The sequence below is a fragment of the Shewanella sp. MF05960 genome, assembly GCF_050849305.1.
GTDB lineage: Bacteria > Pseudomonadota > Gammaproteobacteria > Enterobacterales > Shewanellaceae > Shewanella.
Genome location: NZ_JBOZPS010000040.1, coordinates 1 through 4,882 on the forward strand (window position 1 = coordinate 1; position 4,882 = coordinate 4,882).

Here is a 4,882-nt window from a genome sequence, read left to right on the forward strand (position 1 = left end):
CGTAGTGACGTGCTGGTGTGTCATATTCGATGTGAGAAGTATTAATGGTAATACCGCGCTCACGCTCTTCTGGAGCGTTATCGATTTGTGCGAAGTTACGAACTTCACCACCATAAGTCTTAGACAACACAGCTGAAATAGCTGCTGTAAGAGTTGTTTTACCATGGTCAACGTGACCGATGGTGCCTACGTTTACGTGGGGCTTTTTACGTTCAAATTTAGCTTTTGCCATGGTATCGCCTCAATCCAATAGTTTGGTGATGAAAAAACACATATAGTAAAAATCCGATGCATTAATATGACATCGAATCGATTATCGTTAAGGAGTTAGTATGACAGGCTGGTGCTGATAGGCAGATTCGAACTGCCGACCTCACCCTTACCAAGGGTGCGCTCTACCAACTGAGCCATATCAGCAATCAAATTTTGGAGCGGATGGCGGGAATCGAACCCGCGTTATCAGCTTGGAAGGCTGGAGTAATACCATTATACGACATCCGCGCAACCTAACATAGGCTACCTAACTACCTAGAAAATGGTGGAGGGAGAAGGATTCGAACCTTCGAAGGCTGAGCCGTCAGATTTACAGTCTGATCCCTTTGGCCACTCGGGAACCCCTCCAGAGAAAATGGTGCCGGCACCAAGAGTCGAACTCGGGACCTACTGATTACAAGTCAGTTGCTCTACCAACTGAGCTATGCCGGCGTGTCATTTCGGGTTCGGATATTAGGTAAATGTGCTCAGGAGTGCAATAGATAAATGCGAAAAAACTTAAAAAAAGTTTCAAATGTCGCTTTTTTGCTCTCCTTTTTGAAATAAAGGGCAATTTCTAGGCGAATATAATCCACATGACCAGAAATCAATATCAAAGTATTGTCGCCTATTATTCGATAGTGTAATGTGCCTGACCAACCTAGAGGAATGGTTATGACTTCAATAAACTCAATACAAGATGCACTATACTTTGCTTTTCAGCGCGAGCATTGGGCTGAATTACGTAAATCAGTGCCACTCACATTGAGCCAAACAGAACTCGAAAACCTTCGCGGTATGAATGAGAAGCTATCACTCGATGAAGTCACCGACATTTATTTGCCTCTAAGCCGGTTATTAAATCTTTTTGTCGGCTCAAAACAACAACGCGGCCTAGTCCTAGGTAAATTCCTCGAACAAAAAAACTCTCCTAGCCCTTATATCATTAGTATTGCTGGCAGCGTTGCGGTTGGTAAAAGCACTACTGCCCGAATTTTACAAACGTTATTACAACGTTGGCCCGAGCATCCTAAAGTAGACCTGATTACTACTGATGGCTTTTTATACCCGCTTGCCGATCTTAAACGTAAAGGTTTATTGCAACGTAAAGGCTTTCCTGAGAGCTACGACATGAAAATGTTAGTTGAATTTATCTCTGCAGTTAAAGCGGGTAACAAAGAAGTGTTGGCACCGTTATATTCACATGTCACTTACGATAGATGCCACGACGAACATCAAGCAATCCGTCAACCTGACATTTTAATCCTAGAAGGCCTTAATGTTTTACAAACAGGACTGGACACGCCTATCGATACAAGGCGCCCGTTTGTCTCTGACTTTGTTGATTTTTCTATTTATGTCGATGCCGAAGAAACATTATTAAAACAATGGTATAAGCAGAGGTTTTTGCAGTTTAGGAAAGGAGCATTTAGTGATCCAGATTCATTTTTTCATCACTACTCTTCACTTAGTGACGATGAAGCTAATGCGGTTGCAGCTAATATTTGGGACACCATTAATGGTCCAAACTTACAACTCAATATTCAACCGACCAGAGAAAGAGCACACCTTATTTTACAAAAAGGCCAAAACCACTTAATGAATAAAGTGTTATTACGAAAATAACACTATTAAAAGCCTATTTAATAGGCTTCTATTTATTATTTTTAGCTAGCTCTTAAGCTTATCTCGCCACCCACAAATGCGAGTGTTCCTTGATCATTTTCTAATAAAATCGCGCCTTGTTTATCGATACCACGACAAGTACCCGTTACGCTATTAGGCGCCATTAATAACGTTACCTCGCGGTTAATAAATAAATCATTGTCATTCCAGCGCTGTAGAAATGCATCTAAACCCTGCTGTTCGAATAATAATAAATCACGTTTGAGTTGTTGGTGTAATTTAACAACTAGCATCGTTTTATCTGGCATATTGTCCATGGCAGACAAATCACTCCAAGGTTGGTCAATTAATACACCTTGCTCCACAGACATACTCATATTAATCCCAAAACCTATGATTAATTCAGTCTGTGTATCTGAGTGATGGTTCAACTCAATGAGAATACCGGCTAACTTTTTGTGTTCAAGATAAATGTCATTTGGCCATTTAACACCTAAGCCTTCTACACCTAATTCCTGCAGGGTTTTAACGATTGAACATCCTACAGCTAAGCTTAACCCGCTAGCATATGTGATATCCCGATTTAACCGCCAAAACAAAGATGCATACATATGATGGCCATATGGAGATAGCCACTGACGACCACGACGTCCACGACCCGCAGATTGATACTCAGCAACACAAATATCGCCAGACTCGAGTTCCGAAGCATGGTTTAACATGAAGGCATTTGTGCTGTGAGTTTCATCAAAATAAAAACATCGATTATCAATGTTATTAATCAACTCACTTTCATTTATGAGTGATATTGCGTTGGCTAATTTGTATCCTTTACCTTTAACGCTATAAATTTCGACCCCATAATCTTTCAGCGCATCAATATGTTGGTTTATTGCTGCACGAGTCAGCGCTAGTTTTTGTGCTATAGCTTCACCAGATACAAAACCCTTATGACTTAAACAAGCTAATATCTGTCTTTTTCGTAACCAGTGATCATTCATTGATATCAATCTCCCCGTCAGGCCCCATAATTCTCGGTTCGGCCTGTAACGTTACTGTAAACTTATTAAATACAACTTCAATAATATGACGTGCTAACAGGCATACTTGTTCGCCGCTTGCCTGCCCCACATTAACCAACACCAACGCCTGATCCTGATGTACTGCGGCGCCACCAATTCGGGTGCCTTTCAGCCCAGCTTGTTCGATAAGCCAGCCAGCGGCTAGTTTGTATTGCCCATCGACTTGCTCATAAGCAACCATAGTTGGAAATTGATCCTTGAGCTCAATAAACTTACTTGCCTCAACAATTGGGTTTTTAAAGAAACTGCCAACATTGCCTAATACTTTAGGGTCAGGCAGTTTAGATTGACGAACTTGACATACACAATCAAAAATTTGTTTTGCCGTAACGGTTAAAGGATCCATATGTTGTAGCGGACCATAATCCAATACTGGTTGCCATTGTTTAGGTAACTTCAATGTCACTTCAGTGACAACAACTAGATTTTTTAATTCCTGCTTAAAAATAGACTCACGATAACTAAAATGGCATTGCTGATTACTGAACACTTGTAGCTCGTTTGTATCTAATCGTAAAAATTCTATCTCATGGCAAAAACGATTAAATTCTACGCCATAAGCACCAATATTTTGTATCGGTGCAGCACCTACTGTCCCCGGAATAAGTGCCATATTTTCAAGGCCATTAATCTGATTAGCTAAACAAAATTCAACTAGCTCATGCCAATTTTCACCCGCTTGCACATTCACGTAATAATAGTCAGTGTCCGTTGTCACTTTAATACCTTTAGTGGCAATATTAACGACTGTACCTTGGTAGTCACTAGTAAATACCAAATTACTGCCCCCCCCAACAATAAGCATGGGCATCTGCTTTAAATATAAATGGGCACAGGTATCTATAAGTTTGACTTTAGAAGACACTCTAACTAGAGATGAACAATACTGTTGAAGGCCAAAAGTATTCAACTGAGCTAAAGAAGTAGGCATAAAATAATCTATTAAAGAGTAATGTTATATTGTAACAGGGAAAATTAATTTGATTAGTGAGTTTCTATTTAAAACTTAATACACTTATTAACATTGGTTTGACTTTGATATCTTTGGGCTGAGCAAGGGCTCGTTCACTGACAGTCGGACAACAGCAATTCGAATATTCCCGTCTATTGGTACAGGTTGTCTGTAAAGGTCAATTTAAACCGCCGAAACCTCAATTAATCTTACATAAACAAAGATGAAATTTCAGTCCCTCACTTGCAACAAATCTCAACGGCAACACTAAGCGGACGGTATGCTGTAGTGGTTATGGATGCTACGTGTTAGCACACGAATGACATTGCAGATGATTTGGAGGATCACGAGGCAATAGACGTCTGTAGTGAAGCATGGAATACATTCATTAAAGATAAGGAGTGCATCAAAAGGGTATGTCATCGTCAAGTGGCAACAGTGATCACTGAATTATAAGGAATAGTATGAGTTGGCATATAAGCCGCACTGCTATCATGCCTCTTTCTCTGACCATATTGATAAACTGCAGACGTAAAAAATCCCGTTGCGTTAGCAACTGGCTTTCACTACTTTTTCGAGCATCTCTTTTCAGAAAAATTAGTGCCAGGAAATGTCCTATTCTGGCATGAGCATATCGGCCACACTGCTATCATGCTTCTTTCTCTGATTATATTGACTAAACTGCAGACGTAAAAAATCCCGTTGCGTTAGCAACTGGCTTTCACTACTTTGTCGAGCATCTCTTTTCAGAAAAATTAGCGCCAGGAAATGACCTATTCTGGCAGGGGCATATCGGCCGCACTGCTATCATGCTTCTTTCTCTGACCATATTGACCAAACTGCAGACGTAAAAAAGCCCGTTGCGTTAGCAACGGGCTTATCACTACTCTTTCGAGTAAATTAGGCGCCTGGAAATGACCTACTCTCGCATGGGGAGACCCCACACTACCATCGGCGATACTGTGTTTCA

5 protein-coding genes and 4 tRNA genes are annotated in these 4,882 nt (G+C 40.7%); 1 reads left to right on the forward strand and 8 read right to left on the reverse strand.

All coding sequences use genetic code 11. The annotated features are described in order from the left end of the window. From ACROAE_RS20300 to ACROAE_RS20320, 5 genes are all read right to left on the reverse strand, one after another. On the reverse strand, positions 1 to 232 hold a 232-nt coding region (locus tag ACROAE_RS20300; RefSeq protein WP_432406046.1), incomplete at its 3' end, for a GTP-binding protein. A 109-nt stretch (positions 233 to 341) separates the two neighbouring features. Continuing rightward, a tRNA-Thr gene (locus tag ACROAE_RS20305) sits at positions 342 to 417 on the reverse strand. Between the two features lie 10 nt (positions 418 to 427). Continuing rightward, a tRNA-Gly gene (locus tag ACROAE_RS20310) sits at positions 428 to 501 on the reverse strand. A gap of 35 nt (positions 502 to 536) precedes the next feature. Continuing rightward, positions 537 to 621: transfer RNA gene (locus ACROAE_RS20315), tRNA-Tyr, on the reverse strand. An 8-nt stretch (positions 622 to 629) separates the two neighbouring features. Then, positions 630 to 705 (reverse strand) — tRNA-Thr (locus ACROAE_RS20320). A gap of 222 nt (positions 706 to 927) precedes the next feature. On the opposite strand from ACROAE_RS20320, the gene coaA reads away from it, so the two are divergent. Continuing rightward, a complete protein-coding gene (coaA, locus tag ACROAE_RS20325; protein WP_432406050.1) occupies positions 928 to 1,878 on the forward strand; it encodes a type I pantothenate kinase in 951 nt (316 codons plus the stop codon). Between the two features lie 41 nt (positions 1,879 to 1,919). Here coaA and birA read toward each other — a convergent pair whose 3' ends face one another. The 3 genes from birA to ACROAE_RS20340 form a co-directional block, all read right to left on the reverse strand. Further along, positions 1,920 to 2,879, reverse strand: a complete 960-nt coding sequence (gene birA / locus ACROAE_RS20330; RefSeq protein ID WP_432406053.1) for a bifunctional biotin--[acetyl-CoA-carboxylase] ligase/biotin operon repressor BirA — start codon at positions 2,877 to 2,879, stop codon at positions 1,920 to 1,922. Further along, on the reverse strand, positions 2,872 to 3,891 hold the full coding sequence (gene murB, locus ACROAE_RS20335) for a UDP-N-acetylmuramate dehydrogenase (protein ID WP_432406057.1): 1,020 nt from the start codon (positions 3,889 to 3,891) through the stop codon (positions 2,872 to 2,874). Before murB ends, birA begins: the two co-directional genes overlap by 8 nt. 794 nt (positions 3,892 to 4,685) lie before the next feature. Continuing rightward, positions 4,686 to 4,882: hypothetical protein (locus tag ACROAE_RS20340; protein ID WP_432406060.1), on the reverse strand; the 197-nt coding region annotated here is incomplete at its 5' end.